This is a genomic window from Haloarcula sp. CGMCC 1.2071 (genome assembly GCF_037078445.1).
Taxonomy (GTDB): domain Archaea; phylum Halobacteriota; class Halobacteria; order Halobacteriales; family Haloarculaceae; genus Haloarcula; species Haloarcula amylolytica.
In genome coordinates this window covers 230,835-255,567 of the sequence record NZ_JAYMGY010000004.1, presented here as the reverse complement: position 1 = coordinate 255,567, position 24,733 = coordinate 230,835, and the positions used below count along the sequence as shown (strand labels likewise).

Annotated in this window: 31 protein-coding genes; 17 read left to right on the top strand and 14 right to left on the bottom strand. The window is 63.3% G+C overall.

Going from position 1 to position 24,733, the window contains the following annotated elements; genetic code table 11:
• Positions 1–16: 16 nt before the first annotated feature.
• Positions 17–472 (top strand): redoxin domain-containing protein, encoded by a 456-nt coding sequence (locus VI234_RS11555; protein ID WP_336330084.1) that lies wholly within the window; start codon positions 17–19, stop codon positions 470–472.
• Here the strand turns inward: VI234_RS11555 and VI234_RS11550 are convergent, their stop codons facing one another.
• Both VI234_RS11550 and VI234_RS11545 read right to left on the bottom strand, forming a co-directional pair.
• Positions 473–1,012, bottom strand: coding sequence for a GNAT family N-acetyltransferase (locus VI234_RS11550; RefSeq protein ID WP_336330083.1), 540 nt, complete (start codon positions 1,010–1,012; stop codon positions 473–475). It abuts the gene before it with no gap.
• Positions 1,013–1,067: 55 nt separating this feature from the next.
• On the bottom strand, positions 1,068–1,586 hold the full coding sequence (locus tag VI234_RS11545; RefSeq protein ID WP_336330082.1) for a GNAT family N-acetyltransferase: 519 nt from the start codon (positions 1,584–1,586) through the stop codon (positions 1,068–1,070).
• A 117-nt stretch (positions 1,587–1,703) separates the two neighbouring features.
• Here VI234_RS11545 and nth point away from each other — a divergent pair, with 117 nt between their 5' ends.
• The gene (gene nth, locus VI234_RS11540; RefSeq protein WP_336330081.1) at positions 1,704–2,387 is read left to right on the top strand and encodes an endonuclease III; all 684 of its coding nucleotides are present in this window, start codon (positions 1,704–1,706) and stop codon (positions 2,385–2,387) included.
• A 15-nt stretch (positions 2,388–2,402) separates the two neighbouring features.
• Here nth and VI234_RS11535 read toward each other — a convergent pair whose 3' ends face one another.
• Together VI234_RS11535 and VI234_RS11530 are read right to left on the bottom strand one after the other, a co-directional pair.
• Positions 2,403–2,909 carry a universal stress protein gene (locus VI234_RS11535; protein WP_008309379.1) on the bottom strand — a complete coding sequence of 169 codons (507 nt, stop codon included), beginning with the start codon at positions 2,907–2,909 and terminating at the stop codon, positions 2,403–2,405.
• 90 nt (positions 2,910–2,999) lie between these two features.
• Positions 3,000–3,482, bottom strand: coding sequence for a DUF7321 family protein (locus tag VI234_RS11530; RefSeq protein ID WP_008309382.1), 483 nt, complete (start codon positions 3,480–3,482; stop codon positions 3,000–3,002).
• 87 nt (positions 3,483–3,569) lie between these two features.
• Between VI234_RS11530 and VI234_RS11525 the strand changes: the two genes are divergently transcribed.
• The 8 genes from VI234_RS11525 to VI234_RS11490 all read left to right on the top strand — a co-directional run bounded on the left by VI234_RS11525 (position 3,570) and on the right by VI234_RS11490 (position 8,749).
• The gene (locus VI234_RS11525; protein ID WP_008309383.1) at positions 3,570–4,475 is read left to right on the top strand and encodes a DUF7319 domain-containing protein; all 906 of its coding nucleotides are present in this window, start codon (positions 3,570–3,572) and stop codon (positions 4,473–4,475) included.
• Between the two features lie 64 nt (positions 4,476–4,539).
• Positions 4,540–5,196, top strand: a complete 657-nt coding sequence (locus VI234_RS11520) for a halocyanin domain-containing protein (RefSeq protein ID WP_008309384.1) — start codon at positions 4,540–4,542, stop codon at positions 5,194–5,196.
• On the top strand, positions 5,196–5,615 hold the full coding sequence (locus tag VI234_RS11515; protein WP_008309385.1) for a DUF7318 family protein: 420 nt from the start codon (positions 5,196–5,198) through the stop codon (positions 5,613–5,615). Before VI234_RS11520 ends, VI234_RS11515 begins: the two co-directional genes overlap by 1 nt.
• Position 5,616: 1 nt before the next feature.
• Positions 5,617–6,483, top strand: coding sequence for a ubiquinol-cytochrome c reductase iron-sulfur subunit (locus tag VI234_RS11510; protein ID WP_336330080.1), 867 nt, complete (start codon positions 5,617–5,619; stop codon positions 6,481–6,483).
• Positions 6,484–6,486: 3 nt separating this feature from the next.
• Positions 6,487–7,290, top strand: coding sequence for a cytochrome b (locus tag VI234_RS11505; RefSeq protein WP_008309387.1), 804 nt, complete (start codon positions 6,487–6,489; stop codon positions 7,288–7,290).
• 4 nt (positions 7,291–7,294) lie between these two features.
• Positions 7,295–8,059 (top strand): cytochrome bc complex cytochrome b subunit, encoded by a 765-nt coding sequence (locus tag VI234_RS11500; protein ID WP_008309388.1) that lies wholly within the window; start codon positions 7,295–7,297, stop codon positions 8,057–8,059.
• Between the two features lie 110 nt (positions 8,060–8,169).
• A complete protein-coding gene (locus tag VI234_RS11495; RefSeq protein WP_004592916.1) occupies positions 8,170–8,469 on the top strand; it encodes a DUF7315 family membrane protein in 300 nt (99 codons plus the stop codon).
• Positions 8,470–8,479: 10 nt separating this feature from the next.
• A complete protein-coding gene (locus VI234_RS11490) occupies positions 8,480–8,749 on the top strand; it encodes a DUF7314 family protein (protein WP_005534632.1) in 270 nt (89 codons plus the stop codon).
• A gap of 39 nt (positions 8,750–8,788) precedes the next feature.
• On the opposite strand, the gene VI234_RS11485 is transcribed toward VI234_RS11490, so the two are convergent.
• The 4 genes from VI234_RS11485 to VI234_RS11470 form a co-directional block, all read right to left on the bottom strand.
• Positions 8,789–8,965 (bottom strand): DUF7317 family protein, encoded by a 177-nt coding sequence (locus tag VI234_RS11485; RefSeq protein ID WP_008309393.1) that lies wholly within the window; start codon positions 8,963–8,965, stop codon positions 8,789–8,791.
• A 234-nt stretch (positions 8,966–9,199) separates the two neighbouring features.
• On the bottom strand, positions 9,200–9,661 hold the full coding sequence (locus VI234_RS11480) for a DUF7313 family protein (RefSeq protein WP_008309394.1): 462 nt from the start codon (positions 9,659–9,661) through the stop codon (positions 9,200–9,202).
• 41 nt (positions 9,662–9,702) lie between these two features.
• Positions 9,703–10,416: an ATP-NAD kinase gene (locus VI234_RS11475; protein WP_336330079.1), complete on the bottom strand. Its 714-nt coding sequence runs from the start codon at positions 10,414–10,416 to the stop codon at positions 9,703–9,705.
• A 54-nt stretch (positions 10,417–10,470) separates the two neighbouring features.
• On the bottom strand, positions 10,471–11,706 hold the full coding sequence (locus VI234_RS11470; protein ID WP_008309398.1) for a digeranylgeranylglycerophospholipid reductase: 1,236 nt from the start codon (positions 11,704–11,706) through the stop codon (positions 10,471–10,473).
• A gap of 111 nt (positions 11,707–11,817) precedes the next feature.
• Between VI234_RS11470 and VI234_RS11465 the strand changes: the two genes are divergently transcribed.
• The 3 genes from VI234_RS11465 to VI234_RS11455 all read left to right on the top strand — a co-directional run bounded on the left by VI234_RS11465 (position 11,818) and on the right by VI234_RS11455 (position 14,086).
• The gene (locus VI234_RS11465; RefSeq protein ID WP_336330078.1) at positions 11,818–12,984 is read left to right on the top strand and encodes a hypothetical protein; all 1,167 of its coding nucleotides are present in this window, start codon (positions 11,818–11,820) and stop codon (positions 12,982–12,984) included.
• A 68-nt stretch (positions 12,985–13,052) separates the two neighbouring features.
• Positions 13,053–13,601: a hypothetical protein gene (locus VI234_RS11460; RefSeq protein WP_049942895.1), complete on the top strand. Its 549-nt coding sequence runs from the start codon at positions 13,053–13,055 to the stop codon at positions 13,599–13,601.
• A complete protein-coding gene (locus tag VI234_RS11455; protein WP_008309403.1) occupies positions 13,601–14,086 on the top strand; it encodes a metal-dependent hydrolase in 486 nt (161 codons plus the stop codon). The genes VI234_RS11460 and VI234_RS11455 overlap by 1 nt, the downstream gene beginning before the upstream one ends.
• 22 nt (positions 14,087–14,108) lie before the next feature.
• On the opposite strand, the gene VI234_RS11450 is transcribed toward VI234_RS11455, so the two are convergent.
• The 4 genes from VI234_RS11450 to VI234_RS11435 all read right to left on the bottom strand — a co-directional run bounded on the left by VI234_RS11450 (position 14,109) and on the right by VI234_RS11435 (position 19,243).
• Positions 14,109–15,479 carry a cryptochrome/photolyase family protein gene (locus VI234_RS11450; RefSeq protein ID WP_336330077.1) on the bottom strand — a complete coding sequence of 457 codons (1,371 nt, stop codon included), beginning with the start codon at positions 15,477–15,479 and terminating at the stop codon, positions 14,109–14,111.
• A 99-nt stretch (positions 15,480–15,578) separates the two neighbouring features.
• Complete coding sequence (locus VI234_RS11445; RefSeq protein WP_336330076.1) at positions 15,579–16,364, bottom strand: class I SAM-dependent methyltransferase; 786 nt, start codon at positions 16,362–16,364, stop codon at positions 15,579–15,581.
• A 258-nt stretch (positions 16,365–16,622) separates the two neighbouring features.
• Positions 16,623–17,486 (bottom strand): 2-oxoacid:ferredoxin oxidoreductase subunit beta, encoded by an 864-nt coding sequence (locus VI234_RS11440; protein ID WP_008309410.1) that lies wholly within the window; start codon positions 17,484–17,486, stop codon positions 16,623–16,625.
• Entirely contained in the window at positions 17,483–19,243 is a 1,761-nt protein-coding gene (locus VI234_RS11435; protein ID WP_008309411.1) for a 2-oxoacid:acceptor oxidoreductase subunit alpha, read from the bottom strand. The genes VI234_RS11440 and VI234_RS11435 overlap by 4 nt, the downstream gene beginning before the upstream one ends.
• Before the next feature lie 205 nt (positions 19,244–19,448).
• Here VI234_RS11435 and VI234_RS11430 point away from each other — a divergent pair, with 205 nt between their 5' ends.
• Positions 19,449–20,084 carry an FAD-dependent oxidoreductase gene (locus VI234_RS11430; protein ID WP_336330075.1) on the top strand — a complete coding sequence of 212 codons (636 nt, stop codon included), beginning with the start codon at positions 19,449–19,451 and terminating at the stop codon, positions 20,082–20,084.
• A 62-nt stretch (positions 20,085–20,146) separates the two neighbouring features.
• Here VI234_RS11430 and VI234_RS11425 read toward each other — a convergent pair whose 3' ends face one another.
• Positions 20,147–21,013: a universal stress protein gene (locus tag VI234_RS11425; RefSeq protein ID WP_336330074.1), complete on the bottom strand. Its 867-nt coding sequence runs from the start codon at positions 21,011–21,013 to the stop codon at positions 20,147–20,149.
• 125 nt (positions 21,014–21,138) lie between these two features.
• On the opposite strand from VI234_RS11425, the gene VI234_RS11420 reads away from it, so the two are divergent.
• On the top strand, positions 21,139–21,429 hold the full coding sequence (locus VI234_RS11420) for a transcriptional regulator (protein ID WP_004592932.1): 291 nt from the start codon (positions 21,139–21,141) through the stop codon (positions 21,427–21,429).
• Positions 21,430–21,465: 36 nt separating this feature from the next.
• On the opposite strand, the gene VI234_RS11415 is transcribed toward VI234_RS11420, so the two are convergent.
• Complete coding sequence (locus VI234_RS11415; protein ID WP_008309414.1) at positions 21,466–21,882, bottom strand: Rieske (2Fe-2S) protein; 417 nt, start codon at positions 21,880–21,882, stop codon at positions 21,466–21,468.
• Positions 21,883–22,099: 217 nt separating this feature from the next.
• On the opposite strand from VI234_RS11415, the gene VI234_RS11410 reads away from it, so the two are divergent.
• A complete protein-coding gene (locus tag VI234_RS11410) occupies positions 22,100–23,158 on the top strand; it encodes a saccharopine dehydrogenase family protein (RefSeq protein WP_336330073.1) in 1,059 nt (352 codons plus the stop codon).
• Positions 23,159–23,417: 259 nt separating this feature from the next.
• Complete coding sequence (locus VI234_RS11405; protein WP_008309416.1) at positions 23,418–24,719, top strand: alpha-amylase domain-containing protein; 1,302 nt, start codon at positions 23,418–23,420, stop codon at positions 24,717–24,719.
• Positions 24,720–24,733 lie beyond the last annotated feature (14 nt).

Below are 24,733 nucleotides of genomic sequence, written 5' to 3'. Positions count from 1 at the left end.
TCCCCGTTCGCTCGGTATGCTCAGCCCTGGCGACCCGGCCCCGGACTTTGACCTGCAGGGGACCGCTGATGGAGGTGTTGGTGCCTATCGCCTGTCGGCTGCGACGAACCGCGCGCCGGCGGTCGTCGCCTTTCTCCCCGACGACGACCCCGATTCGCGGAGCCTCCTCACCGAGTTAGCCCAGACAGACTGGGCGAGCGTCTCTGACGCTGTAGCAGTCTTTGGCGTTCTCCCGGCAGGTATCGACGACTGTCAGTCGCTCGCGGCGGCGCTGTCGCTCCCCTACCCGCTGCTGGCCGACACCCACGGCGTCGCTGCGCAGTTCGGCGTCCGAAAACAGGACGGGAGCATGCAGCGAGCGGCGTTCGTCGTTGACAAGCGATGTCGTGTTCGGGCGGCGACAGCATTCGATGATTTGGACGGGACCGTACCGGACCTCGACACGGTTCTGCGTGGCCTCGCCGAGTTGTAGCTACTCACCGCGGTCCAGTTCACCCTCTAGCAGTCCATAGAGATACACGTCCTCGTAGCGGCCGTCACGGAACCAGTGGTCCCGCATCGTCCCCTCCCGCTTGAACCCCGCCTTTTCGAGCACGCGTTGGGACCCCTCGTTGCCGGCGAAGACCTTCGCGTACACCCGGTGGAACCGCCGCTCCTGAAAGGCGTACTCGGTGAGCGTCCGGACGGCGTCGGTCGCGTAGCCGTTGCCCCACGCGTCCGGCGTGAGCCAGTAGCCGACCTCGGCCATCCCCATTCGGTCCGTGACGTCGTTCAGCCCAATGATACCGACCGCCTCGCTGTCGACACAGACGAGCAAATGGACGTCATCGGTCTCGCCGCTGGCAACGGATTCGACCCACTCGCGTTCAGCCCGCTCGGATATCGGCTCCGTGGCTGAGAGGCCGTGTCTGACATCCGGGTCGTTGATGGTCTCTTGCAGGAACTCGACATCTTCGTCTTCGACCGTTCGGAGCGTGATTGTCTCGCCCCGGAGGAATGTTGGTCCGGGCATACACAAGCCGACGAAGGGGTAGTGAAAGAAGCTTCGGTAGGCGTGTGAGTGACTATCAATCTCCCCACTCGTCAGCGAGCAGGCCATACTCCAGCAGGTCGACGTACTCGCCGTCGACGAAGGCGTGGTCGCGGCGTCGGCCCTCCAGCTGGAATCCCACTTTCTCCAGCACACGCGCGGAGGCCGGGTTGGTGGCGTAGCAGTCCGCTCCGAGTTTGTTCAATCGCAGTTCCCGAAACGCGTACTGTGCGAGACAGTCGACAGCGTCGGTCGCGTAGCCGTTGCCCCAGTGGTCCGGGCACATCGAGTACCCGAGCAAACCAAACCCCCACGGGTGGTGGTCTTCGTGAAGCATACACGTCCCCACCGGCTCGTCGCCCACACAGACGACGAAGTGCGTGTCGGCATCGCGGCTGTCGAGGGCTTCGGCGGCTGGCTCGGAGAGTGGGTCGGTGAACCCGATGTTTTGCCGAATCTGGGGCTCGTTTAACAGCCGCTGTAGCAGGTCGCTATCGGCTGCTTGCTGTGGGCGGAGTGTCACCTGCTCGCCGTGGATGAACACTGGTCCTGGCACGCACAAGAGTGCTCATAGTTGACACAAGGGTGTTGCCGTGGTATGTGTAATGATACCAGTTGTAGACCAGACGGCGAAGAACGACACGTCAAAGGGACCTCAGCACTGCTCTGCGGTATGGGAACGCCGCTGGAGTCACACGAAGAACAGGCAACAGAGGTCGTCGACCGCCTCCACGAGGAATACCCCGATTCGGCTATCTCACTGAACTACAGCAACCGCCTGGAACTGCTGATCGCCGTCGTCCTCTCCGCACAGTGTACAGACGAGCGAGTCAACGAGGTCACGGCTGACCTGTTCGAAAAGTACCAGAGCGCCGAGGACTACGCCGCGGCCACCGAGGAGGAACTCGCCGAGGACATCTACGGCATCACCTTCCACAACAACAAGGGCGGCTACCTTCAGGGAATCGGTGAGATTCTGACCGAGGAACACGACGGCGAGGTGCCTGACACGATGTCGGCGCTGACCGACCTCCCGGGCGTGGGCCGCAAGACGGCGAACGTCGTCCTCCAGCACGGCCACGACATCGTCGAAGGTATCGTCGTCGACACGCACGTCCAGCGGCTCTCTCGGCGACTGGGACTCACCGAGGAAGAACGGCCGGAAGCCATCGAGCAGGACCTGCTCGACGTGGTGCCCAGCGGCGAGTGGCAGCAGTTCACGCACCTGCTCATCGACCACGGGCGAGCGGTGTGTGGCGCGCGCTCCGCGGACTGTGAGGCGTGCGTACTTGCGGATATCTGTCCCTCCGAGAAAGGAGACAGCGACGTCGACCTCGCTAGCGGCGAGGCGTGGTAGCCCCGCGCGAGGGCTTCAGCTGTCGTCCTCTCCGAGTCGAACCGTGAGAACAGGGACATCGGACGTTCTGACGACTTTTTCCGCGACGCTACCGAGGAGATATCGCTCGACGCCCGTTCGGCCGTGGGTCCCCATGACGATGAGGTCGATGTCGTTCTCGTCGACGTAGTCGAGGATCGCGCTGTGCGGTGGGCCGCGTTCGACGGCAGTGACGGTGTCGACTCCGTCGACCTCGTCTGCCGCCGCGTCGACGATGGCCTGTGACCGCTCCCGCAGCGACGATTCGATGTTGTGTTCTTCGTTGACCATCCCCGACTCCGACTCGTCGTGCTCCTCCGCAGTCATGCCGGTCGTTGCCCCTTCCGGGCCTGGGGCAGTCATCCCGATATGCGGCGACGACGTATCGAGGACGGTCATGATGTGTAACGTCGCGTTGTGCGTTTCGGCGAGAGTGCGTGCGTGTGCCAGCGCGGCTTCTGCTCCGGAACTACCGTCCGTCGGAAAGAGGATGTGTTCGTACATTGGAACCACAGCTAGCGATGGACATGCAATGCTAATGAAACATCTAGTCCGTTCGCAGATTCCGAGAATCAGATCCGCTATCGACGGCGCTCACGCCACGTAGCGGAGGGCGTACCGAGCGATACCGACCAGATACGCCAGCAGCCAGAAGATGACGTATCCGAACACGCCGATACGGAGCCGCGAGCGCCAGTGGCTGAACGTCTCGTCCCCGATTTCGTCCAGCAACAGGTCTTCGTCGTACTCGTTGTAGAGGTCGTGCTCCCGTTTTGCACGAAAGATCCGAACGATTCCCGTTCCGCCGAAGGCGAGTAGCGCGTAGGCCTGCAGGCCGAGCATCGCGTGGACGGCGGACAGGCCGCCGAGCTGGTCCGGCAGGCGAGGGATCATCCAGAACACCATCGGGACAGTGGTCAACACCAGCCCCGTCGTGACGAACTTCAGATGGTGCACGAGCACGTCCCAGGTGACCGGCTCCGTCTCGATGATGTAATACGCGCCGTACAGGAAACAGGGGAGGCTGAGGCTCACCGACAGTAACACGACTGTGGCCACGAGGCCGTCCGACACCATAGGCCGACCTAGGGACAGTGCTCGCTAAAGACTGCCGGATGCAGAAGGTCAGAACTTGTAAGCCGTCGCGGTCCGTACACCCGAGCAATGGCCGACCCGGACTCGACGTCTCCCACGGAGGACGAGCGCGGGAACACCCCTGCGGACGCGGTAGCTGCCGAAACCGAGCCCGGCGAACACGGGGCCGAGGATGACGGCGGCGAGACGGACGACGACGGCGAGTCAGGCGACGAACTCGATACGGAGGCGCTCCGGAAGCAGGTCGAAGAGAAGTACGACTTCGACAACTTCGGCCCGGCGGACATGGCCGAGATGACTGCTGAGGAATGGGACGTTGCCTTCGACGAGGACTCTTGGATCACTGGCGACGACCTGCTCGACCGGGTCACGCGGGACCTGCGGAACCGCGTTGCAAACCGCGACGTGTTCGCCCGCATCGAACGTCATCGGGACCCGCCGCGGGTACTCGCGTACTCCGACGAAGGCTATGCGGTCGTCTACCCCGACGGAAGCCTCGAAGGGGAGGGGACCGTCATGCGTGACGTGAAGCCCACGGTCGCGCTGTGTTCGATGGACTCCTACGACGTGCCCGAGAACGTCCCCGATAGACCCCTTCCCGAACCGGAGTCAGTTCCCGAGGGTGGCGGCGAACTCGGTAACTGGATGTTACAGGCGATTGCCGGGGCGCAGCTCCTGGCCGGGATTGCCCTGCTCGGGGGCGCAGTACTCGCGACCGCTGGCGTCATCGGCAACAGGGGAACCAGCATTGCGCTCCTGGTCGTGGCTGGCGCTGCCTTCATCGGTGTGTCGCTCGTCCTCTTTTTCACCGTCGCAAACGCGAGGCTCTCGGACACGTTCCGCGCCGAAGAATACCGGGACAGACTCCGGGCTATCGGACTCGAGGACGGCGAACGACCGGAGTTCGTTCCGGAGCTCGACCCACAGAATTCGGGGTCTGAAGACGGGGCGACCGAGACTGACGAAGCCGGGTAATGACGGTTCCTGCGGGTGGTATTCGGTGGGTTTATACAAACTCAGTCCTGATTCCAGAGTGTATATGAACAGACGGGAGTTCGTCCGGACAGCAGGGGGGGCCGCCGGTGCTGCGGCGACCCTCAGTGCCACCGGCTCTGCCGCCGCACAGGAGGAAGGCGGCGACGGTGGCGAAACCGTCCCGGACTACGGCGGTTTCCTGGATTCGGTCGGGAATTTCGACGGGACGACCGTCGACGCGACCGGGCAGGACACAGTAACTGTCGAGGTCGGCGTGCAGGCCAACGGCGGCGCGTACGGGTTCGGTCCGCCAGCCGTCCACGTTGACAACGGCGCGACCGTCCAGTTCGAATGGACGGGCAACGGCGGCGGCCACAACGTCGTCTCGGACGGCGACGGCCCGCTGGACTCCGGCAGTACGACTTCCAGTGCCGGCGTCAACTACGAGCACACCTTCGAGGAGGACGGCATCTACCCGTACCTCTGTGTCCCCCACGAGGGACTCAACATGAAGGGCGCTATCGTCGTCGGCGAGGAGTACCCGACAATGACAGTCGGCGGCGGCGGCCCGGTCGAAGTCGACCCACACTACGCCGGCGTCCCGATTCAACCTCACTTTGTCGGGTTCGGCGCTGGCCTCGCAGTCATCATCCCGCTGATATTCACGTTCTTCCAGCTGAAGTACGGCGAGTCGCCCCACACTAGTGGAGGGAACAACTAATGGCGTCCGAAGGCTCCACGTACGGTGATATCCACCGGTACGAACCGCCACGCGAGAGCACAGCAGCGGCCGTCGGCATCGTACTCCTGACGGTGATCCAGGTCGGCCTCGTCGGCCTCTTCACCTACGGCATGATCGCCGGATGGGCGTCCGGCATCGGCACGGTGTTGACTGTCCGCCTCATCGAGGCCAATATGTTCATGGGCGGCGTGTTGACGGCGATTTTCATCGACCTGGCCTTCATCATGCTGCTGTACCGCAAGGAGTTCCTCCCCGACGTAATGATCGTCAAAAAGCGCCGTCGCAAGTGGGAAGACCTCTACATCCGCCAAGAGGACGTCGACGGGGAAACAGTGGCGGACGGCGACAAGTTCGCAGAGACATTCAAACGCGCAGTGTACCCATACTACAAGAAATAATATGCCACTTGATGAAGACAAATACCCGGCTGAAACAGGCCGTCGTCGCTTCGTAAAGGGCGTCGTCGGGAGTGCGGCACTCTCCAGCGTCGGCGTCGGTGGCGCCGCAGCCGTCGACGCGACGACGGACGCCGCCGGCGAAGGTGGCGGGACGACGCCGTTCGTCGCTGTCGAGAATACCGCTGGACCGGCCCCGCGTGGAATGCCGATCATTCCCATCGAGATCAACGGCGGCGAAATCAGCGGTCTCTGGCCGGACTACGACGAGAACGCTGGTGCGGCCCTCGCATCGGACTTCGGCGGGAGCGGTATCGACTACTCCTCGCAGTGGTTCCAGTACTGCGGTATCCAGAGCACCGAAGCCGTCTACCCGCAGTCCGAGCGGAACAACACGTTCCTCAACGACACTGGATCCTTCTCCTGGCAAGGGGAGTACGAGTCCGGCAAGCCGATGACGGTCGATATGTTCGACGACTACCAGGAGTGGGGCAACGGCATCGGCGACCCTGGCGTCGGGAAGCCCGCAAGCGTCGTCTGGCGGACCAACAGCGAGGGCAAGAACGGCGCCCCAGTGCAGATAATCCGGTCAGTCGAAGTCGAGAAGATGGCCAACGGCGAGGGCGAGTACGCGAACCTTCCCGGAAACGTCCAGTCGTTCGTCTCCGAGGCGACCGACCAGGGCTTCATCGCTTGGCTGAACAAATGTACGCACTTCTGCTGTGTGCCCGGGTTCAAGACACAGGAGGGAAGCGCTAACTTCGCCGCAGCCAACGACATCTACTGTCAGTGCCACCAGTCCGTGTACGACCCGTTCAGTCCTGTGCAATCGACGTTCGTGGCGCTGCCACGCCCACCAAAAACGGAGTAATCAATGAGTCTCGAACGCAAAGACGAACACGACCACAAAGGCTGGATGGAATCGCGCGAGCTGACGCCGGTGGAATCGGTGTACTTGACCGTGCTCATCTGGCTCGACAGGCGACTGCGCGTCGTTGACTACCTAGAGATCCTCGAAGATCTCTACTACAAGGTCAACATGCAGATGCCAAAGAGCCACACGGAACAGTACAATCTCGACAACAAGTTCTGGTACTGGTACCCACTGTACGCACTCGGATCGTTCTCGACAGTCGCGTACGTCGTCGCCGCGATATCCGGCGCGCTGCTGGGCTTCTACTACGCACCGGCCGCCGCGGCTGCCGACGGGTCGCCGACGGTCGCGTACGATTCGGTGATGCTCATCATGGGCCAGCTCAACCTCGGCTACTTCCTGCGCTCAGTCCACCGCTGGGCCGCGCAGATCATGGTCGCCGCTGTGTTCCTCCACATGCTCCGCGTGTACTTCACCGGGGCGTACAAGGAGCCGCGCGAACTGAACTGGCTCATCGGCATCGTCCTGATTTCGCTGACGCTAGTGTTCGGGTACACCGGCTACCTGCTGCCGTGGAGCCAGCTCTCGTTCTGGGCCGGCCAGATCGGCGTCGAGATGTCCCTCTCCATCCCGCTTATCGGTGAGTGGGTCGCACAGCTGATGTTCGGCGGGTTCACGCTCTCGCAGGCCACGCTACAGCGGATGTACATCCTGCACGTGTTCTTCCTGCCGTTCATCACGACTGCCATCATCGCGGTCCACATCGGCATCGTCTGGATGCAGGGGATCGCTGAGCCACACTAATACTATGAGCGACAACGACACAGACGACGTTCGCACGGACGGTTCCGGCACCGGTATCGTCTCGCCGGACGACGAGACTCCCGCATGGTCCGAGCGAAAGGAGCGGACCCAGGGGCTCTCCCGGCTGACCTACGAGTACTTCGAGCGGGCGCGCCGCGAGGACCAGGACCTTCGCCAGCAGTCGGACTACGTCGAGCGTGACGTGCTCGCGTTCCCGGCCTGGCCCCACGAGATGATGCGCAACATCGCGCTGACGTCGTTCTTCGTGGGCATGATCCTGTTCGTCTCGGCGACGCTGCCCCCGGAAATGCCGAACCCGGCCAACTCCGGCGTGACGCCGGCGATTATCCTGCCGGACTGGTATCTTTACTGGTCCTTTGGCCTGCTGAAGCTCGGCCCGCTGAACCCCGAGCTGAGTATCCTCGGCGGCTCGAAGCTCATGGCTGACCGAACCTACGGTGTGCTGGCAAACGTCGTAGTCGTCGGCTTCGTCGCCATCGTCCCCTTCCTGAACAAGGGGTCGGCCCGCCGTCCCGTCGAGCAGCCGTTCTGGGCTGCCGTCGGGATGTCCGGCGTCATCTTCAGCCTGACCATCGCCGCCCTGTCCATCAAGAACCTCGTCCCGATGGACTCGCACCTGCTGTTCGACCTGACGTTCCTCGTCCCCATCGTTAGCGCGACCATCACCTACGCGGTGCTCAAGACGATGCGCGAGGGCTACATGTTCGACCTCAACCGTCGGTACTACCGGCTGCGGCCGCCGAAGTAATCTGACCGGTCGATTTCTCCGTCGTTTCTCACGTTCTTTGCTCGTGGCTATCGCAAGCGGTGCGACCGCATCTCGCCGCAGTAAAGTGGCTCCCGTCCCTAGTGGTACCGATGACAGGGGACCAGTCAGCGGGGACTGAAGACGGTTCGGAGCGGCGGGACGTCGTGGTGCCGCTGCGCGTGTACAAGGCCGTGACGGTGTTTTCGACGCTGTTTGCGGTCGTCAGCGTCGTCGCCGGGTTCATCCTCGTCGACGTGGCGACACAGCGGGCGTCAGCGCCCGCCTCGGAGATCGACGTTCCGGTCGGCATCGCCGGAATCGCGTGCATCCTCGCTGGCACAGTCGTCTATGCGTTCTCGACGCGCTTCCGTACCGAGGAAATGGGAAAGTCTAAAGACGACGCTACCTAACGTTCGGATAATGGCTGACGAGTTCATGAAGGGGTTCGCGTGCCTCATGGTCGGCGGACTGGGTTGGATGACCATCAAGGGCTGGTACAACACGCCGAGCTTCGAGGGCGCACAGCTCACCGGCGAACTTACCATCGAGGAACCGACCACGTTCGACCAGATTGCCCTGTTCATGGGCGACGCGTTCTTCTGGTTTGCGGTACTGGGCGCACTGACCTTCTGGGTCGTGCTCCCACTGATCAGTGAATTCCAGACGTATCTCAACGAGCGGTCGGCGTAATAGTACGCAGTAGCCTTTTCTGCGGGACCGACGCCACTCTCAGTTCGGAGTCTGGTCGACTGGCGCGCCGTCTTCGTCACGCACCTGAATGCCGCGCGAGCGAAGCGCCACAGCGAATTTTGTTGGTGACACCCCGCTGTACGTCGCCGCCTCTTCGAGTGTGAGTGTTTCCCCGCGATACAGTGTCAGCGCCGTTGTGAGGGACCTGTGTGACATCTTCGTCTACACCGAGACAAATACAGTGCGAGTATTAAACTATTTCGCCTGTTTCTAGGACAAGCAGTCGGACTGGTCGGAAAAAATAAAATATATGTTCTCTATTCTGGCAGAGAAGTGTGCAGAAGTAAGATATTGAAACAGATATTGCTTGCCGACCACACACGTAGGGCTATCAGTACGCGCGACTAGCCGATTATAGGCACTCGAAGACGACAGAACGAGAAACCGTGTTTAGATGATGGCGCTCCAGGGACCCTTGATGACCCAGAACAGGCTCTGGTAGCCCGCGTACATGAACACTACGAGGGCGGCGACGATGGCTCCCTTCGGCCGTTCGAGCGGAATGTCACGGCGCGCCTCGACCTTCCGGGATTCGAACTCGAAGAAGTCGGTGATGACTGCGCCGAGGACGAGTACCGACAGGACCATCCCGCCGTGATGGTGGAGCGTCATGTAGAAAAACGACAGCACGACCAGCGCGATGTTGGTGAACGTGTGCGCCGGGTGGCGGCTGACCGCGTCCGCGCCATCGTTTTCGTACTGTTTGACGTGGCTTCTGTGGGCGAGCTGCCGGGTCAGGAAGTTGACAATTACCACTCCGAAGATGACGTATTCGATGAGGAGCGCGCCGCCGACTGTGGGGCTCCCCAGAATGGTATCCAGTGGCCCAAAGAACGTTACGGATGGCTGCATATGCAAAGCTCTGTCCACCGTCCATTAGTGTCTTTCCAATCTCACTCGAATCTGGACTGGCTCTCGTCGACGACGGCGGTCCGAACGGGGGACCCGAGCGAGATCGTGATACTCTCCTGATAGCCCACGGGCTGCGATACGCGGTCATCGACGAGTAACTCGACGGTCGCCTCGTCGCGCTCGACCGAGGCACTGAGTCCGGCGACAGGCAACACCCAGTGATCCGGGTCGGTCGCGAACGGTGCGATCGGTGCCACCACTGCCTGGTCCGATGGCGCCAGAATCGGGCCGCCGACGCGGTGGGCGTAGCCCGGTGAGCCGGCGGCCGTTGCGATTACGACGCCGTCGGCCCGGAACTGCCCGATGCGGTCGGCTGTCGACGCAATAGTGAACTCGGAGATGCGAGCGGCGTCGGCGGTGACGAGGGTCACGTCCCAGAACGCCTGTTCGACCGTGCCGTCAGGCATCGTCACGCGGAGGACCGGATGCGTCTCAACCCGGGCGTCAGCAAGCCCCGACACAGCGGCGACAACGTCGTCTCGCGGTACTGACCGGACGCCCCGGCCAGCCGCGACTGGCAACACGAGCGGGTCACCGTCGGCCCGCGCCGCGGCAGCGACGGCGTCTTCACCGACCGCCACGACCCGGTCAGTCTTCGGAACGGTGCCGTCACTACCCCGCGCAACAGCCACGCCGGCGTCTCGAAGCACGTCTGCCAGGGCGTCGTCACCGACCACACCAACGGGGGTTCCCATCATCTGAAACTCCGGGCCGGCGGAAAAAAACCTGCCGCACTCCGCGCGGTCGCTTCAAATATCGAGGCGACGGCGCGCGTATTCGACGAGAATCGGCATATCCGAGAGGTGGGTGAGCTTCGCAATCGCCCGACGGTCGCCGCCGTTGATCTGTCTGAGGGTGTCCTGTCCAGTACTCCGGAGGTCGTCCATCAGCTGATCGTACCGGTCGTTCGGAGCGAGATACAGCAGTTCCGTCATCATCAGGCGGGCGTTGTGTTTCGGAGCCACCTCGCTGTGCCAGAGCTGATCGTAGACAGAGAGGTTCTCCGCGGAGGTGTCGGGTTCGTCGGGCTTGAGCGCCGAATCGGCTGTCGCGGCGGCGGCGCGGGCCGATTTCATCCCCTTGTGGATGCCCTCGCCCCACAGCGGGTCGACGGTCGGGACGGTGTCACCGATAGCCATGAAGTTGTCCGTGCTCATCGAGTCAGGCGGCTGGATGTGGGCCGACCCGCGGTGGGCCTGCGTACCCTCGATCTTTTCGGCCTCGTCGAATCTGGGGTCCGAATCGAGCCAGTACTCCAGATAGTCGTCGATGCCCATCCCGTCTTTCGCGTACTTCTGGTGGGAGCCGTTCTGTATGTAACAGAGGCCGACCTTCGCCGTGTCGTCGCCGGTGTGGAAAATCCAGGAGTAGCCGCCCGGGGCGAGGTCGTGATCCAGGCGGAGCATCATCGCGTCCCGGAGGTCGGCGTAGTCGTCGTGGTTGACTTCGACGCCCTCGAACTCGTACTCGACACCGATAGCCTGATGATCCCGCTTGAGGTTACACACGTCGAGTTTCTTCGCCAGTGGCGCGGCAGGGCCGGTGGCGTCGATGACGATGTCGGCGTACACCTCCTCGTCGCCGTCGTACCGGACGCCGACGATCTCCCCGTTCTCCATGATCGGTGCTGAGACACGGGCGTCGAAGCGGTAGGTCGCACCCTTGCTCCGACCCTCCGAGACGAGCCACTGTTTGAACTCCGCGAACTCCAGGACGGCCCCGGTCTGATTGCGGACGTAGTGGTCGTTGGGGGATTCGAGCACGACGTCGTCCGTGTAGTTCATCACCACGTCATCGGGAATCGCAAAGCCCGTCATCGCCGACATGAACGTCCCGGCGGTGGACTTGTTGCTCTGACGCGGGAACTCGTCTTCGGACTCGGTTTCGAGAACGAGCACCTCGTAGTTTCGCTCCGCTAGATCACGGGCACACTGCGCCCCAGCGGGCCCGGCTCCGGCTATCACCACGTCAAAGCGCTCGCGCATGGTTGTGGGTATTCCCTGTCGGTAATCAGTCTTTCCGAATACACCGAGGGCGGTCTCGAAAGGGTAAAGACGGCCCCACTACCATGACGGGAACACCCGGGGCGACATACAATGTTCAAGACAGGCGCGGGCGTGCTCGCGGACAGGCGGCGGCTTCCCACGGCCGTACGGGCGGTACTGGGATACTACGCGGACACCGGCGTGTTCGACGCCGGCAGCCTCTCGCTGAAATCCGAGATCGACGACCGCACCGAGGCGATGGTCGACGACGTGACCGACCGCATCGAGGACGCCCTCGAAGACGAGTTCGGCCGTCCGGTCGAGTTCTCCTATGACACGAAGCTCATCCTGCCCGCGCAGCTGACGCTCGGCTACGTCTACCGCAACGCCCGTCAGCAGGCACCCGGCGACCCCGTTATCGACGCTATCGCCGACGGCGTGCCGACTGTCGACGAGACGGCACTGGAAAAGGGGCCGGCACAGGACCTCGCGCCCCGCGAGATGGTCGTCCGCGCCGAGCAGATGACCCGCCTCTCCATCGAGGCGCTCATCGACGGCGACATGCGCGACGCCATCAACGACGACGAGTTCGAAGATTTCGAGGTTGACTTTGACGCGAGTGAAGCCGACCGCCGCCGCGTCGCCGAGGTCGCCCAATCCGCGCTACAGTCCCACCTCGACGGCCTGTTGGAGGATATGCCGCCTGTCGTCGAGAACGCCTACCAGTGGGCCGTCGACTACAGCGAGGCCCATCAGGACCGCGACGGCTACTTCCGGGAGCTGATGGCCGCGGCCGAGGACGGTGACGAGGACTCTCTGACCGATATCCGCGAGGAGTACAAGTTCGCCGAGTACGACGAGGAGCCGGCGACACTCACCGAGACCGAAAAGGAACTCCCCTACAGCAAGACCCAGTACGCCCGCGTCGGCGTCCTCTACGACGGGATGCTGGACCTCTACCGACTCGCCGGCCTCGATATCGACGACGAGTTCGCGAAGGCCATCGTCCTCGCCATCATCGGTGCGCAGGTGTGGCTCGACGATGTCGACGACTACGAGGACGACCGCGCGGAGGGGCAACTGACGCCAGTCACCGCCGAGTACCTGCTTGCGCCCGACGACGAAGCCGCCTATCGGCGCGTCGTCGACGTGACCGAACAGTATCTCGACCTCGCGAAGTCGTACGCGACGGCCGCCGACTCGCCGCTGACCGGCGTCGCTGTCGAGTACATCTACCGCTCCGGCGACCCGGACGTCCTACCCGGCAAGCCCGAGTAGGCGCACGAACGACAGCGACTCGACCCAAGCGCCAGAGTTTATATCCCGCCGCCCGCACCGGAATTTGAATGCTTCACTCGTGGGTGGGCAGGGTCGTCGCTATCTGTGGACTGTTGGCCGTGCTGTTCGCGCTCATGGTCGGATTCGGTGCGGCCACGCCCGCTCCGGCGCTGGGTGACTACCCAGCCGAGGACGCACTGGCCGAGGACTACGACAGCCACGTCGGCGAGTACGTTCAGGTGACCGGCACGGTCAGTGGGACCAGCCCCGTCGAAATCGCCGTCGAGTACGAGTACGCTACTGGCGGCGAGCGCCACAGCGGGACGCTCACAGTCACGGTCCGGAACGTCGGCACAGCCGTCGCCGAAGGCGAATCGCTGCAGGTGTATGGCACGCTCGGCTCGGACCGGACTATCACCGCGGAGAACAGCGTGAGCGTCCCGGCGATGAACTACGCTGCGATGTACCTCGTGTCCGCCCTCGCTGGCCTGTGGACCCTCGGGCGACTGATCTGTGGCTGGCGGCTTGACTGGCAAACGGGGGCACTGTGCCGGCGTGAAGAGCCGCTCAGGCCGATACGAGCGCTCCTTACGATGATGCGGGAGGTGCGTGCCTGATGCCGGATCTACTCTCGCACGCTTTCATCGCGTTCACCATCTGTACCCTCCTGTCACTGCGGTACGACTGGCTCTCTGGGGAGTACGTCACCGTTGGGATGGCCGGCGCGTTCATCCCGGACATGGCGAAGATCAAGCTTCTCGTGGATGCTGCAACCGTCGAGGCAGCACTGGATATCCCGTTCGACTGGCTGGGCGTCCATACGCTCGGCGGCGCTCTCGTCGCCGTCCTCGTCGGCGTGGTCGTAGTGAACCGCTCCGACCGACGCCGCGTGTTCGGTCTGCTGTCGCTCGGAGCGGCCAGTCACCTGTTTGCCGATGCGCTCCTGCTGAAAGCCTCTGGGCGGTCCTACGAAGTGCTGTGGCCGCTGACGCAGTACCACCCGCCGACGCCGGGACTGTATCTGAGTACGGATATCTGGCTTACTGGGGTCACCGGTTCCGTTGCAGTGGCGGCCTATCTCCTCGTACAGTACAGAGCGTAGCGCCACTTCCCTCGCCCCTCCCTCAGCGCTTCCCCAACGCCGTCTGGAACACGCGCTGGGCTCGCTCGTAGGCGGCGTTCCGGTCGACGATTGGATGTGGGTACTCCGGTGCCAGTTCCTCGCGCTCGCCGTCCGAGAGCGTCGGCCAGTCGACGATTTTGTTCGCCGGAACGTCGCGAAGCTCTGGCACATACTCCGTGACGTAGTCCGCCCCGCTGTCGTACTTGCTCATCTGTGCGACCGGGTCGAAGATACGTACGTCCACGGAGTCGGTCCCGGTCGATGCTGTCCACTGCCAGTTCGCGGCGTTGCTGGCGGGATCGTGGTCGACGAGCTTCCGGCGGAAATGACGGGCCCCCTCGCGCCAGTCCACGAGGAGATGCTTCGTGAGGAAGGAAGCGACGTTCTGACGCGGTCGGTTGTGGATGTATCCCTCCCGTTCGAGCTGGCGCATGCCAGCGTCGACGAACGGATACCCCGTTTCGCCACGCTTCCAGGCCCCGACGTTGTCCTTGTCGTTTTCCCATTCGATGGGGTTCGGGAACGCCTTGTAGTTCTCCGACAGCAATGTGGGGTTGTAGTACAGTAGATGGTAGTTCTGCTCGCGCCAGGAGAGTTCGTAGCGGTACTTCTGGATGTTCCGCTGGGCGTCGCCGGTGGCTTCGGCGTGGCGGTCGGACGCGTCGCGCCACATCTCGCGGATGCCAATCATTCCGGCCGCGAGGTACGACGACATGCGCGAGACGGCGCTGGTCGGCCGCTCGACGGCGGCCTGCATGTCGTCGCGGGTATCGTTGTACGTCTCGATGCCGCCGGCGAGAAAATCGTCGAACCGCTCTCGTGCGCCCTCGTAGCCGGGCGTCGGCAGGTCGATATCCGTATCGATGGCCGGAGCCGTCGTCGGCTCCGAGACGTCGACGAGCGAATCCGCCTCCGGCCGGTCCACCGGCGGTAGCTTGTGGTGGGCCTGCCAGTCGTCGTAGAACCGGCTGTGGTTCTCGTATTGGCTATCGAGCCCCGCCGGGTCGACGAGTACGAGGTCGGTCAGCGACTTCGTCGGGAGCGCCTCGTCGACCCGCTGCTGACGGTTCCGCCGCGCGGGCCGGTAGTGCTCGTTGTAGTACACCTTGCTAGCGTCGTACTCCTTGACGATATCCGAGAGCACATCGACGGCAGAGCCCTCCCTGACGAGCAAGTCCCCGCCGTGGTCCCGGTAGGCCTGTTTCAGCGCTCGAACGCCGGCCAGGAGGAACGCCCGCTGTCGCTTCCCGGCGCTTGACAGCAGGTCCGTGTCGAGAACGTACACCGGCAACACCTCGTCGTCTGCGGCGGCGGCAGTCAACCCCCGGTTGTCCGGTATCCGGAGATCACGCTGGTGCCAGAAGACGTACATACCTCACATTGGGGATACCGGCATATGGGTCCGAACCCGATACTATTGTGTGTGTGAGTCAAGGCCACAGCACAGTCTGTGGTCGGGACACTGAGACCGCTACGCGGGCTTGTGAACGAGGTAGCAGTACTGCGTGAAACTGAAAAAGGTCTCCCCGTGGGCCGCCTGTTCTCGGAGGTCATCGGCCCAGGCCTGTGCCGCTGTTGGCCCGATAGCTTCGTGGTCGGCCGCGTAGTCCTCGATGAACGCCATGAGGTGGGCCGCGAAGGTGTCGTCGAGGCTGGTGTTGACGATGGCGTTCGGTTCGACCCGGTCAATCGTCAGTCCGGCCCCGCGGAGGTGCGGGGCGAGGCGGGAGCCCAGCCGCGGGTGCGGGCAGTGGTCGTCGAAGGCATCGAGAACGCGTGCCATTCGCTCGGGATTGGGGCTGCGCCACACCAGCGAAGAAAAGTCGGCGTCACAGACGACGGCAGACCCGCCGGGTCGGAGGACGCGGGCCAGTTCCGAAAGCGCTGAATCAACCGATTCGAGGTACTCAAACACCTGTACTGCGACGGCCGCGTCAACCGATCCATCGGCCACTGGGAGGTCATCGGCGTTTCCCTGTGCTAGAGTCACCTGCGGTAGCGGGGCACAGCGCGCTCGGGCGAGTTCGAGCATCGCCTTGCTCCGGTCGATACCGTGAACGTGTCCCGCATTGCCGACCGCCCAGCCGATCTCCGCCGGCTCAAAGCCCGGCCCACAGCCGATAGAGAGAACCTTGTCGCCTGGTTCGGGCGCGAACAGGTCCCGTACTCGCTCCCGTCGCGCCACGGCCGCCGGCGTGCTGTATATCGCTTCCTCTTGCCGGGCTTCCGCCTCGTCGTAGTCGAGTGTGCCGCCCATTTCCGTACACTGCCCATTCAGCTGTCATAAATAAAACCATTCGGTAGCGTTGCACTCGACTCAACTCGGCCCTGGGATTTACTACTGAGAAACCGTCACTGTTACCGGTTCAAATAGAACCACCAGTATACGGCGGCCGCAGGCCGCCGTTTCACGACTTCGCGGCGCGCCGCGAAGTCGCCTTTTTAGCGTAGATTTTTGGGCGGGGGTTGAGCGCTCGCCAGTGGCGAGCGCGAACCCCCCGTCGAAAAAGGTGGTCTAGTAGAACTCGCGGACGAGATCCATCGCGCCCTCGGGCGCGCCGTCGGGGATCTCGGCCATCGAGCCTTCGACGCCTTCGCGTTCCTCGAAGGGGACGGAGTCCTCGTCCTGGTAGAGGACGCCCATGTACTCCTTGTCGCTTTCGAGGATCTTGTCCTTGGCCTGGTCGCGGTCCGCGGGGTCGTGGTCGGTGTCGTCGAGGTCCACGATGGCGTCGCGGAAGTAGTCGTAGGTGTCGACGTCGTTGAACGTCACACACGGCGAGTAGACGTTGACGAAGCCGAAGCCGTCGTGCTCGACGGCCTGCTTGACGATCTCGGCGTGACGCTGTGCGTTCGAGGAGAACGACTGCGCGATGAACGTGGCACCAGAGGCCAGCGCCAGCGCCTTCGGGTTGACCGGCGGCTGGTTTGGACCGTCGGGCGAGGTGGATGTCTCGAAGTCCTCTCGCGAGGTCGGCGAGGCCTGCCCCTTGGTCAGCCCGTAGATTCGGTTGTCCATCACGACGTAGCTCATGTCGACGTTCCGGCGGACGGCGTGGATGAAGTGGCCGGCACCGATGGAGTACCCGTCACCGTCGCCGCCCGAGACCATCACTTCGAGGTCCGGGTTGGCCATCTTCACGCCGATGCCCACCGGCAGGGCGCGGCCGTGGACGCCGTGGAGCGCGTAGCTGTGCATGTACGTCCCGATTTTGCCGGAACAACCGATACCGGCGACGATGAAGGTGTTGTCGGGGTCGTTGCCCGTCTCCGCCAGCGCCTTCATCATGCCGTTCATCGTCCCGAAGTCACCGCAGCCGGGACACCAGGTCGGTTGCTTGTCGGATTTGAAGTCTGTGAAGCGAACGTCGGAACTCATTGTGTTGCCTCCGCGGGTGTGTCAAGCGTTTGCTTGATCTCTGTCGCCAGTTCGTCTGCCTTGAACCGCACGCCGTTGTACTTGTTGATGCGCTGAACCCGTTCGAGAACGTCGTGTTCGATGACGTCCGCGAACTGGCCGGTGGCGTTACACTCGACGACGATGACGTCCTCTGCGGCTTCGATCTCTTCGGAGAGGTCCGGCCGCGGGAAGATGTACGGCACCGAGAGGAACCGCACGTCGTAGCCGTCCTCCTCCAGCAGTGTCAGCCCCTCGCGCAGGGCCCCCTCGTTGGAGCCCCAGGAGATGACGAGGGTGTCGGCGTCGGGGTCGCCGAACTCGCGGTAGTCGAAGTCTTCCTGCTCGCGGGCGGTCTCGACTTTCCGCTGGCGCTTGTCGACCTGTTCGATGCGCACGTCCGTGTCCTCGGTCCGGCGACCGAGTTCGTCGTGTTCGAGGCCGGTCGTCATGTGCGCGCCGTCGGTCGTGCCGGGGAACGCACGCGGCGAAACCCCGTCGGCGGCCGCGAAGTGGGCCTGGAAACGGCCCTTCTCGTCCAGCCAGGTGTCGATCTCGTCCTCGTCGACGACCTTCCCGCGGTCGATCTCGACCTCGTCCATGTCGAAGGTGTCGGGCGAGAACGTCTGTTCCGTCACGGCCATCGCGAGGTCCGAAACGAGGAACACCGGTGTCTGGTACTTCTCGGCGAGGTTGAACGCCTCGACGGTCTTCCAGAAGCACTCCGAGACGGTCGTCGGCGCGACGACGAAGCGCGGAATCTCGCCGTGGCCGCCGTACAGCGTCATGTTGAGGTCGCCCTGTTCCTGCTTGGTCGGCATCCCGGTCGAGGGACCGGAACGCATCACGTCACAGATGACCAGCGGCGTCTCGCTGGTGGCGACAAGCCCGAACGTCTCGGTCATCAGGTCGATACCCGGACCGGACGTAGCGGTCATGGCTCGGGCACCGGCGCGGGCCGCACCGAGGGCCATGTTGATGGCGGAGAGTTCGTCCTCGGCCTGGACGACCTTGCCGCCGAACTGGTCGACGCGGCCGGTCATGTACTCCATCACGTCCGTCGCCGGTGTGATGGGGTAGCCGGAGTAGAAGCGACAGCCGGCGGCGATAGCGCCCATGCCGATGGCCTCGTCGCCGTTGAGGAGCACGTAGTCCTCGTCGGTGGTCTCCATGTCGTAGTCGAACTCGCCGTACTCCTCCTGGACGTAGTGTTGTCCCTTCCGGGCGGCTTCCTTGTTGTTCTCGACGATGGCCTCGCCCTTGTCGCCGAAGCGCTTTTCGAGGCTTTCGTCGAGGTTCTCGATGGGGAAGCCGGTGACCTCACACGCCGCACCGAGGGCGACGACGTTGAGCATGATGGCCCCACCCGCGTCCTCGGCGAGTCGTTTCAGCGGTACTTCGAGTGCCGTCGCGTCGCCGGGCACTTCCACGTCCTGCATCGTCGAGCGCTCGCCGTCGTAGATGATGACGGAATCCTCGTGGAGTTCGTCCTCGTTCTCGTGGATGGTGCGCTCGGTGAGTGCGATCAGGATGTCCAGGCGGTCGACGACACTTTCAACCCGGTCGACTGACGTCCGTACCTTGTAGGCAGTGTACCCGCCGCGGATGCGGGAGGCGAAGTCCTTTGAGGTGAAGACGTGTCGACCAGCCCGGGAGAGTGCCTGCGCGAAAATCTTCCCGGTGGAGTCGATTCCATCGCCGGCTTCGCCGCCGATGGCCCAGTTCAGGTCCTCTGGCATTATATCCCTCGGGTAGCCAGCGTGGCAGGAAAAGCCTTCCGTAACCGCCCGCGCGCGCACTACTCGGTTTCGAGTGAATTCCGCCGTAGTTTCGAGTGAAAACCGGCATAATAACCCGTCTGTGGGAAAGAACCGGCAATTAACACCGAATAACGTGACACTCCGCGACCGTAACCCCCTTGCCCAGTCACGGTCACTTGCCGGTATGGATGAACGAGTCCTCGACGTGGTTGCCGTCCGAGACATCGGACCAGACACCGTGGCGATTGACTTCGAGACGCCGGACGCCTTCGACGCACAGCCGGGTCAGTTCGTCAAGCTGACGCTGACCGTTGACGGGGAAGACATCTCGCGGTTCTACACCATCTCCTCACCGACGGTCGAGGAGGCGTTCGAGATTACTGTCGGTATCGACCCCGACGGCGAGTTGGCACCACAACTCGGCGCGCTCGAAGCGGGCGACGGCGTCCGCATCGCCGGCCCGTTCGGTTCGGATTACTACGAGGGCGAGAGCCGCGTCGTCGTGCTCGCCGGCGGTCCCGGGGTCGGCCCGGCGGTCGGGATCGCCGAGCGTGCGCTGGACGACGGCAACGAGGCCGCAGTCGTGTACCAGGACGACGCGCCGATCCACGAGGACCGACTGGACGCGCTCGCCAAGGCCGGGGCGCTCGTCTCGGTCATCGACGACGACGAGCCCCTGACTGAGCCGGTCGCCGAGGCCGTCGAGGACGGCGGTCAAGTGTTCATCTACGGCTTCGCGGACTTCCTCGAGGCCGCCGCGGAAGCGCTCGAGGCCGCCGGCGTCAGCACTGACGACGCGAAGGTCGAGAACTTCGGATAGGTCGGTCGAGGGCCGTGTCGCCGGGCGGTCCTGACTTCACCGATGGATAACCGAGAGCGATGTTAGCTTTCATCACCAGCGTCCGGCGCTCGAACAGTCATCACCGGCACCGGCGAGGTTCGGACCAGTTTCTCCGCGACGCTGCCCAGCAGGTAGCGGTCGATACCAGTGCGACCGTGAGTCCCGATGACCACGAGGTCGGCACCAGCCTCCTCGATGGCGTCGAGGATGGCCCGATACGGGACACCGTGCGTGATAGCTGTCTCGACGGTCTCGACTCCCATCCCGGAGAGCCGATCAGATGCATCCCCGACGGCATCCGTCGCGACAGACTCCAGTTCGTCGATGATAACGCTCGATCCGACATCGATGCCGAGTGATCGCGTATCCACGACCGAGACGAGATGGACGGTGGTATCGGTCGCGCTTGCGAGCGTGCCCGTCGGTTCGATAGCTGCCTCCGCACCGCTACTGCCGTCGGTTGGGAGCAGAATGTCGTCGAACGAGACGGTTCCCGGCTCCGCGTCGGCTTTGACCGAGAGGACCGGTACGTCGGCGAGGCGGACGACCTTTTCGGTAACGCTGCCGAGGAGGAAGCGCCGGACACCGGTGCGGCCGTGAGTCCCCATGACGATGAGGTCGATATCGTTCTCGTCGCCGTAGTCGAGAACCGCGTCGTGGACGACTCCCTCGCGGACCGCGGCGGTGACGGACAGGCCTTCGGTGTCGACGTGGTCGGCCTGGGACTCGACGAAGGCTTCTGCTGGGGAGTCGCCGTCGTAGTCCCAGTCGTCCGTGGGGCCGTGTTCGTCGACGACCGAGAGGACGTGGACGGCTGCATCGTGAGTGCTGGCGAGCGTCGCGGCGACCTCGAACGCGCGCTCGGAACCGGGGCTTCCGTCGGTCGGAACGAGGATTCTGTCGAACATTGGGTGTCGCTATTCACCGCCGTCGGTGATAAAGTATCGTGGCTGGGACAGGAACGTGGGAGAGCACCACTGCGTCGCAGTGAGTCCAGAACAAAACCTATAACAATCGGATGCCAACATCCCCCATGCGCGAGGCAAGTCGGACGACGCGCCAGCGCATCGCTGACCAACTACGCGACGAAGCGATGGCCGCCGGGACAATCGCGAACGAGTTCGAAATACAGACCAGCGACGCGCTCACGCACGTAGAGCATATTTCGAAATCCCTGGAATCGACCGACGAACAGCTCCTCGTCGCGCCGCCGGAGTGCGAGGAGTGCGGCTTCACGGACTTCGACGACCTGACAAACCGACCGAGCCGGTGTCCGGAGTGTAAATGCGAAGCGGTCTCGGAGCCGGCGTACCGGATCAGCTAACCGGTACGGAGTCCCGGAGAAGCCGATTCCAGCCGCTCAGTTCCCCGAGAAGCCGATGCGACCGCGCGAAGAGAGGTCGTGGTCGCCGGACGGCCCCTGGTTTTCGAACTCGTAGCGCTCGTCGGTCAGGTAGACGACGCCGTCCTCGGTGGTAATCGAAACTTCCTCCAGAACCGCTCCCTCGCAAGGGCCGTAGTTGCACAACCCCGAATCGGATTCGAACGTCGCCCCGTGTTTCTCACACACCAGTTCCCCATTCCGAACAGTCGCCCCACTGCCTTTGTCGAGTCGGACGTCTGTCCAGTGTGGACAGTAGTTCTCGAACGCGACGACCGCGTCGGACAACTCGACGATAATCGCCTCCTTCGTGTCGAAGCCGTCGCGAACAGTGAACAGAAAGGTTCCGTCAGCGGGCACCTCGTCCAGCGCGACGATACGGCTGTCCTCGTCCATACTACGCATCCGTACGGACGTAAGCCGTTTCAAACCGCCGATCCCGGCGAGTAACCGCGTGAAGCGCCACGGGCTACTCAGACGGAAACGGCACCGAGCAGTAAGAAGCGAGGCCAGAGGGCGGCCAAAGCTCTCGTGAAGTGAGCGGCCAGCGGTCACCGGCCAGGCTGTCGATTCAGTGTCAACTGTTATCGGGGGACGCTGCGAACGCGACGCCATGGGAGATGTCGTCATTTACGGCTCGTACGGCTACACCGGCAACCTCATCGCACAGGCGGCCATCGACCGGGGGTTAGAGCCCGTACTGGCCGGCCGGAACCGGGACGAACTCTCGACGCAGGCGATCAAACTCGGCTGTGAGTCCGAAGTCGTCGGGCTGGATGAACCCAAAGTGCTCGACATGCTGCTCGACGACGCCGACGCCGTCGTCCACTGCGCCGGCCCGTTCAGCCGGACGTGGGAGCCGATGGTCGAGGCCTGCCTGCGAACCGGGACGCACTACCTGGACATCACCGGGGAGCTCGACGTGTTTGAGGCCATCCACGAGCGGGACAGCGAAGCACGGGAGGCCGGGATCATGCTCCTGCCTGGTGTCGGTTTCGACGTGGTCCCGACGGACTGCCTCGCTGCACACCTCGCCGACCGGCTGCCCGACGCCGACACGCTGGCGCTGGCGTTTCACGCGGAGATGGGCGTCTCGAAGGGAACCGCGAAGACGATGGTCGAACACATCGACGCAGGCGGGGCGGTGCGCCGCGACGGCCGCATAGAGCGAGTGACCGTCGGGAGCGAATCGCGCGAGATAGACTTCGGCTGGGGACACGATGGTATGAACACCGTCTCGATCCCGTGGGGCGACGTGTCGACGGCGTACCACACCACCGGCATACCGAACGTGACCGTGTACATGTCGATGCCGCCGTCGGCGGCCCGACAGCAGCGGTTTGCGGGGCTGTTCGCGCCCGTACTCGGTCTCCCGCCGGTGAAAGCCGCGCTCAAGTGGGTCATCGAGCAGACGACCGAGGGACCCGACGCTGAAGAGCGCGCAAGTGTGCCCAGTTTCGTCTGGGGCGAAGCCAGAACTGACGACGGCGACCGCGTCGAGTCCCGACTGCGAGGGCCACACACCTACGACCTCACGGCGGCGACGGCGGTCGAAATCACCGAGCGGGTCTTGAGCGGTGACGCACCCGCCGGGTTCCAGACGCCCGCCGGCGCGTACGGTCCCGACCTGATTCTCGCTGTCGACGGTGTCGAACGCGAAGACGTGGTGTGAACGGACTACTTCGAGGTTGGTGAGAAAGTCGGGTATCTATCACAAATAAAATAGGAACGTAGAAGTGTGTCTTTCGTGAGCCGGAAACGCGGTAGAAATAGTGTCTCAGTCCCCGTATAATCTCCGTATTACTGTTCAAGTATGATGTTTTTCTGACACATAATAAATCCTACATGCCAACATTTTATTATGATGTAGAATCTCATCATCTTTTGCGGAAAAGCATGGTAGATAACATGAAACATACTTTCGAGAGCAGATGAACCGAACCCGAATTACCGGCAGTAAGCAGGCGTCTCGGCGAACCGTTCTGAAAGGACTCGGAGCGCTCGGTGCCGCAGTATTCGGCACCGCCACATCGGTCGGCAGTAGCGCGGCTGTCGGCGATAGCGCGGTGTACCAGTACTACCACACAGACTGGACAGAAATCACAGCGACGCTGGAAACAGTCGCACAACAGGGCTACGACACGATTCAGGTCCCACCGGCCCAGCGGAGCCGCCTCGACCGGAGCCACCAAAACGGCGTCACCGACCCGCCACTGGGCTATCAGCCCGTCGACCTGACGGATTTCAACAGCGTGTTCGGCACAGAGGCCGAGTACGAGGCGATGGTTCAGGAGGCCCACAATCAGGGCCTCGACGTCGTCGCCGACGCGGTCATCAACCACATGGCCGCAAACGACGACTTCCGGGGCGCACCGGGCATTACGTTCGAGGATCTCCCTCGATTCAGCGAACGCGATTTCCACCCGCAAGACGGCATTAACTACGACGACCCCGAGTCGGTCGAGGACGATTGGCTCGTCGGGCTGAAGGACCTGAAACAGGAGTCCGAGTACGTCCGCGGCGAGTTACAGACCTACGTCCAGAAGTACGCGGACCTCGGCGTCGACGGCATTCGCTGGGACGCCGCCAAACACGTCCCCGAGTCGTTTTTCGCTGACTACGCGAACCAGTGGGCCGACGACCTCGATCTCTGGACAGTGGGTGAGGTGCTCGACGGCGATATCGGCGTCTGCCAGGGGTACGCCGATACGGGGATGTCCGTCACCGACTACCCGCTCTATTACACGATGAAAGAGGAGGCGTTCCACAGCGACGGCGATATGCAGGCGCTCGACGGCGCCGGCATGGTGAATCAGTCGCCGTTCCAAGCGTTTACCTTCGTCTCGAACCACGACAGCGGGCCGCCGGACTACGAGAAACTCGCGTACGCCTACATCCTCACGTACGAGGGGTATCCACGCGTGTACAGCAACCGTATCAGCGTCGACGACGACGATATCCGGAACCTCCTCTGGATCCGGAACAACCTCGCGAGCGGCGGCTCACAGACCCGCCACGTCGACCAGGACCTGTACGTCTACGAACGAGAGGGGAACCTCCTCGTCGGCCTGAACCGTGCGAGCGGCCAGCGGAGCAAGTGGGTCCCCACGAGCTGGACGAACCAGACACTCAACGATTACAGCGGCAACGCGGGCAATATCTCGACCAACGGCGATAGTTGGGTCCAGATCACCGTTCCCGCGACAAGTTGGGTCTGCTACGCACCCGAGTAGACCGCGGACGCGGA

What these genes read in the sequence shown, in the direction of transcription:
- VI234_RS11515 (WP_008309385.1), top strand. Translation starts at nt 5,196, where the DNA reads ATGGCGTCCGAAGGCTCCACGTACGGTGATATCCACCGGTACGAACCG.
- VI234_RS11455 (WP_008309403.1), top strand. Translation starts at nt 13,601, where the DNA reads ATGCCGGATCTACTCTCGCACGCTTTCATCGCGTTCACCATCTGTACC.
- VI234_RS11505 (WP_008309387.1), top strand. Translation starts at nt 6,487, where the DNA reads ATGAGTCTCGAACGCAAAGACGAACACGACCACAAAGGCTGGATGGAA.
- VI234_RS11475 (WP_336330079.1), bottom strand. Translation starts at nt 10,416, where the DNA reads ATGGGAACCCCCGTTGGTGTGGTCGGTGACGACGCCCTGGCAGACGTG.
- VI234_RS11460 (WP_049942895.1), top strand. Translation starts at nt 13,053, where the DNA reads ATGCTTCACTCGTGGGTGGGCAGGGTCGTCGCTATCTGTGGACTGTTG.
- VI234_RS11550 (WP_336330083.1), bottom strand. Translation starts at nt 1,012, where the DNA reads ATGCCCGGACCAACATTCCTCCGGGGCGAGACAATCACGCTCCGAACG.
- VI234_RS11410 (WP_336330073.1), top strand. Translation starts at nt 22,100, where the DNA reads ATGGGAGATGTCGTCATTTACGGCTCGTACGGCTACACCGGCAACCTC.
- VI234_RS11420 (WP_004592932.1), top strand. Translation starts at nt 21,139, where the DNA reads ATGCGCGAGGCAAGTCGGACGACGCGCCAGCGCATCGCTGACCAACTA.
- VI234_RS11500 (WP_008309388.1), top strand. Translation starts at nt 7,295, where the DNA reads ATGAGCGACAACGACACAGACGACGTTCGCACGGACGGTTCCGGCACC.
- VI234_RS11450 (WP_336330077.1), bottom strand. Translation starts at nt 15,479, where the DNA reads ATGTACGTCTTCTGGCACCAGCGTGATCTCCGGATACCGGACAACCGG.
- VI234_RS11425 (WP_336330074.1), bottom strand. Translation starts at nt 21,013, where the DNA reads ATGTTCGACAGAATCCTCGTTCCGACCGACGGAAGCCCCGGTTCCGAG.
- VI234_RS11415 (WP_008309414.1), bottom strand. Translation starts at nt 21,882, where the DNA reads ATGGACGAGGACAGCCGTATCGTCGCGCTGGACGAGGTGCCCGCTGAC.
- VI234_RS11495 (WP_004592916.1), top strand. Translation starts at nt 8,170, where the DNA reads ATGACAGGGGACCAGTCAGCGGGGACTGAAGACGGTTCGGAGCGGCGG.
- VI234_RS11440 (WP_008309410.1), bottom strand. Translation starts at nt 17,486, where the DNA reads ATGAGTTCCGACGTTCGCTTCACAGACTTCAAATCCGACAAGCAACCG.
- VI234_RS11510 (WP_336330080.1), top strand. Translation starts at nt 5,617, where the DNA reads ATGCCACTTGATGAAGACAAATACCCGGCTGAAACAGGCCGTCGTCGC.
- VI234_RS11445 (WP_336330076.1), bottom strand. Translation starts at nt 16,364, where the DNA reads ATGGGCGGCACACTCGACTACGACGAGGCGGAAGCCCGGCAAGAGGAA.
- VI234_RS11520 (WP_008309384.1), top strand. Translation starts at nt 4,540, where the DNA reads ATGAACAGACGGGAGTTCGTCCGGACAGCAGGGGGGGCCGCCGGTGCT.
- VI234_RS11480 (WP_008309394.1), bottom strand. Translation starts at nt 9,661, where the DNA reads ATGCAGCCATCCGTAACGTTCTTTGGGCCACTGGATACCATTCTGGGG.
- VI234_RS11465 (WP_336330078.1), top strand. Translation starts at nt 11,818, where the DNA reads ATGTTCAAGACAGGCGCGGGCGTGCTCGCGGACAGGCGGCGGCTTCCC.
- VI234_RS11430 (WP_336330075.1), top strand. Translation starts at nt 19,449, where the DNA reads ATGGATGAACGAGTCCTCGACGTGGTTGCCGTCCGAGACATCGGACCA.
- nth (WP_336330081.1), top strand. Translation starts at nt 1,704, where the DNA reads ATGGGAACGCCGCTGGAGTCACACGAAGAACAGGCAACAGAGGTCGTC.
- VI234_RS11470 (WP_008309398.1), bottom strand. Translation starts at nt 11,706, where the DNA reads ATGCGCGAGCGCTTTGACGTGGTGATAGCCGGAGCCGGGCCCGCTGGG.
- VI234_RS11435 (WP_008309411.1), bottom strand. Translation starts at nt 19,243, where the DNA reads ATGCCAGAGGACCTGAACTGGGCCATCGGCGGCGAAGCCGGCGATGGA.
- VI234_RS11555 (WP_336330084.1), top strand. Translation starts at nt 17, where the DNA reads ATGCTCAGCCCTGGCGACCCGGCCCCGGACTTTGACCTGCAGGGGACC.
- VI234_RS11490 (WP_005534632.1), top strand. Translation starts at nt 8,480, where the DNA reads ATGGCTGACGAGTTCATGAAGGGGTTCGCGTGCCTCATGGTCGGCGGA.
- VI234_RS11525 (WP_008309383.1), top strand. Translation starts at nt 3,570, where the DNA reads ATGGCCGACCCGGACTCGACGTCTCCCACGGAGGACGAGCGCGGGAAC.
- VI234_RS11535 (WP_008309379.1), bottom strand. Translation starts at nt 2,909, where the DNA reads ATGTACGAACACATCCTCTTTCCGACGGACGGTAGTTCCGGAGCAGAA.
- VI234_RS11485 (WP_008309393.1), bottom strand. Translation starts at nt 8,965, where the DNA reads ATGTCACACAGGTCCCTCACAACGGCGCTGACACTGTATCGCGGGGAA.
- VI234_RS11405 (WP_008309416.1), top strand. Translation starts at nt 23,418, where the DNA reads ATGAACCGAACCCGAATTACCGGCAGTAAGCAGGCGTCTCGGCGAACC.
- VI234_RS11530 (WP_008309382.1), bottom strand. Translation starts at nt 3,482, where the DNA reads ATGGTGTCGGACGGCCTCGTGGCCACAGTCGTGTTACTGTCGGTGAGC.